At 59.9% G+C, this 3,245-nt stretch carries 3 protein-coding genes; all 3 read right to left on the reverse strand.

The features are described from left to right. Window positions 1–34: 34 nt before the first annotated feature. The 3 genes from EOL86_13165 to EOL86_13175 all read right to left on the reverse strand — a co-directional run bounded on the left by EOL86_13165 (window position 35) and on the right by EOL86_13175 (window position 3,244). Window positions 35–880 (reverse strand): class I SAM-dependent methyltransferase, encoded by an 846-nt coding sequence (locus EOL86_13165; GenBank protein NCD26524.1) that lies wholly within the window; start codon window positions 878–880, stop codon window positions 35–37. A gap of 3 nt (window positions 881–883) precedes the next feature. Then, the gene (locus EOL86_13170) at window positions 884–2,890 is read right to left on the reverse strand and encodes a TonB-dependent receptor (protein ID NCD26525.1); all 2,007 of its coding nucleotides are present in this window, start codon (window positions 2,888–2,890) and stop codon (window positions 884–886) included. Window positions 2,891–3,061: 171 nt separating this feature from the next. Beyond that, on the reverse strand, window positions 3,062–3,244 hold the full coding sequence (locus tag EOL86_13175) for a TonB family protein (protein NCD26526.1): 183 nt from the start codon (window positions 3,242–3,244) through the stop codon (window positions 3,062–3,064). Window position 3,245: the final 1 nt, after the last annotated feature.

Consider the following 3,245-nt stretch of genomic DNA (forward strand, 5'->3'; position numbering starts at 1 on the left):
AAGGCCACGGCCAGGGTCAGATATCGAAATATATTCAATTGGCGGCGCATGTGTCCTCCTTGTCCCACCACATCACGGCCCAGCGCACGGGGCGCGGCCGGGGCAGACGCAGCATGCCATCGACGTGGACCAACGTGGCGTCGAGATACTCCCGCAGTTTGTTTTGTTCCGCGTCCGTGATGTCATGGACCATCCAGGACAGACCGGTCACGGCCTCGTCCAGGCTGGCGAACTGTCGCGCCTCCCGGTGGGTGGTGAAGGTCAGGTTGGCGTAGATGCCAATCTGGCGCAGATAGTTGAGGACCACGATGTAATCGACGCCCGGCGTGAATTCGCGTCCCACGGCCGTGATCAGATTCCGGTCGAAGGGGCCGTCATCGACCAGGGTCGAGAGATAGGCCCGGCGGGAGGCGTATGCCTGGAGCTTGTCGATGGCCAGGCTCAGGTCTTCCACGATAAGGGAACGCGAGGCGATGGCCACGTCGTGCGGCGCGATGCCCAGGGCGTCCCAATCGTCCTCCCAGCGTCCCTCCACTGCGCGGAGGTTGCGGATGCCCTCGCTTGCGCAGCGCTTGCGGAGCAGTTCCCGCATCATGATCGAGGGCTCCAGGGCCGTGACCGAAGTCGCGCGCCCGGCCAGAGGGGCGGCCAGGGTGCCGGCCGCGGCCCCGATGTCGAGCACCGATTCCTCGGGGCGGACATCGCACAACTCCAGAAATTGCTCCACATAGTCGCCACGAGTCACGGCCCTGGTGAATTCCTTGGCCCGTTTGTCCCAATGGTTGGTCGTGCTCCATTCTTTTTTGTTTTTGTGGTCGTGGTGGGCGCGCCAGATGCCGTTCCAGTCCATATCACGATAGTTCCATTCCCGCTGATCCATCACTTAAAACTCCATGCGCAGGTTGGCGAACCAGGTTTGCCCCGCTTCGGGGTAGCCTTCGTCGATTTCGTGGTCCGTGTCGAAGAGGTTGTTCAGCCCCGCCTCGATGAATTTTTTGTCCATGAACTCATAGGTCGCCTTGACGCCGACCACGGTGTAGCCCTCGGCGACGCGTTCGCCGTCGGTGGAGCTGAAGCGATCCGAGTTGTGCTCCACGTCGGCCATGAGCCCCAGGCGTTCCCAGGGGTGGTAGTCGATGTAGGCGAAAATCTTGTGCGAGGGTGTGTTCAGTAATTCGTCGTCGTTGGTGTGGTTCTCGTACTCGATGTAGGTGTAGTTCACGCCCGTGGTCAGTTGTGTCCAGGGTCTGGCCGTGACTCCAAGCTCCACGCCGTACATATCCACGTCGCCGATGTTTTGGTTTTGGTTCAGGGTTTTGGACGGATTGTCCGGATTGGGCATTGTCTTGTACAGAATATAGTCGCTGATGTCGTTGAAGAAGAGGTTGGCTTCCATCGTGATCCATTCGTCGAAGATGTGCTGGTAGCCAAGCTCGTAGTTGACGGACCGTTCGGGATCGAGCTCCGGATTGGGCAGAGCCTTGCCCATTTTATAGGAGAACTTGTCCTTGATGGACGGTAGGCGGGATTTCATGGCCACGCTGACGTGGGCCAGACCTTCGGGGCAGACCTTGTAGAAGAGGCCGAGTTGCGGATTGACGGCGTCGGCGTCGTTCGTCGGAAAGTCCGAGATCACGCCGCCCACCAGATTATCGGCCTGCCTGGTGTCGACGTGGTCATAGCCCACTCCGGCGATGGCGTAGAATTCGTCCGTGAAATGAATCGTGTCCTCCAGGCCGATGGAGAACAGGTCTTCCTCCATCTCCACGTCCGGCGTGTCCGGGGCCCATTCCGAGTGGTAGTCCTTCTTGTAGTGCAGGGCCATTTTCAGTTCCTGGTTCTCCAGGGCATAGGTTCCCAGTTCCATGGAGCCGCCCACGGTGTGGTCGTCGTAGGCGCTTTTGAAGGCGTACTTTTTGGTGATGGTCGCGTAGGTATCGTCGTCGTAGCTGTACAGGCTGTTCTGAAATTCGTCGTAATAGAGGCGCGTCTTGGCGTAATAGTCGCCGCCAATCCACGTTTCAGAGTTGAAGTAGACGCTTTCCTTGTCCCAGTAGGGCCAGCGCCAGTAGCGCGGGGTGACGGACGAGCTGGTTCCGGCATAAGGCGGCGTGCCTTTCTTGCCGTGCTGATTGACGTAGGTCAGGGCGTATTCGTCCTTGGAATTGGGGGTCCAGCCGAATTTGATGCTGCCCTTGGTGTCCTTGGTGTAGGAATTCTCGCGTTCGCCGCCGTTTTCGGTGGCCATGTCCTCGAAATCGCCGGACAGCGGGTAGGCGTCGGAATTGGCGTGGGAAAAGCAGCCCTGGAGATACCACAGGCCCTGATTGGTGCCCATGTTCAGATAGCCGTTGTAGGAATAGGAGCCCACACCGAAACCCGTGGTCGCCTCGAATTCCCTGGCCGGCCGTTTGGAAACCAGATTGATGGCTCCGCCCATGGTGTTGGGACCGTACAGGACCGAGGAAAAACCCTTGGACACGGTGATATTGGCCAGGTCGTAGGTGTTGAAGCGGCTCAGGTCCGGATAGCCGTCGTAAGGCACGTAGATCGGGATGCCGTCCATGTAGACGGGCACATGCTTCTGGTCCATGCCGCGCACGGAGATCATGCGTTCGTTGCGGGCTCCGAATTTGGACAGGGTCACGCCGGGGAGCATGTTCACGGCCTGGTCCACGGTGTCGGCATTGAAGGCGCGCATGGTCTGTTCGTCCACGCGCTGCACCGACACGTTGGGTGAGCCGTCGCTCTGCTCCACGACCTCGATTTCACCCAGACTGAACGCGCCCTGGTTCTGGGTCGCGTTGTCCCCGGCCCAGGCCGGTCCCCACCCCATCATCACGCCCAGGCACGCCGTCACGCACGCCCGCGTCCAAAGACCTCCCCGCATTGCTCGCTCCTTTCCGTTTGTGGTGTGCCCAGTCCCGGTCTTTTCGAAGCGTGCTCCGTGTCCAGCCGGGATTCATCCGTGTAATGTCGTTTTGTTCGTACGCTTGTAGTTTATAGAAGTCAAATGTCGTCTTAAAATTATTTCTGGTTGCGTTTTGAAAGCCTGCCGGGTCTAGCTTTTCAAGGTGAAGCGGATGGGCAGCACTGCCCGGCAGGGCATGGCGACTCCGCCGTTTTGCGCGGGCGAAAAGGTCGAGGCCCTGGCCGCCTTCACGGCGGCCTCGTCCAGGCGCGGGCCGGCGCTGTCGACGACATCGATGGTGGTCAGGTTTCCGCGCGCGTCCAGATGGAGCATG

The sequence above is a fragment of the Deltaproteobacteria bacterium genome (assembly GCA_009930495.1).
Lineage (GTDB): Bacteria > Desulfobacterota > Desulfovibrionia > Desulfovibrionales > Desulfomicrobiaceae > Desulfomicrobium.

What these genes read in the sequence shown, in the direction of transcription:
- EOL86_13175 (NCD26526.1), bottom strand. Translation starts at nt 3,244, where the DNA reads ATGCTCCATCTGGACGCGCGCGGAAACCTGACCACCATCGATGTCGTC.
- EOL86_13170 (NCD26525.1), bottom strand. Translation starts at nt 2,890, where the DNA reads ATGCGGGGAGGTCTTTGGACGCGGGCGTGCGTGACGGCGTGCCTGGGC.
- EOL86_13165 (NCD26524.1), bottom strand. Translation starts at nt 880, where the DNA reads ATGGATCAGCGGGAATGGAACTATCGTGATATGGACTGGAACGGCATC.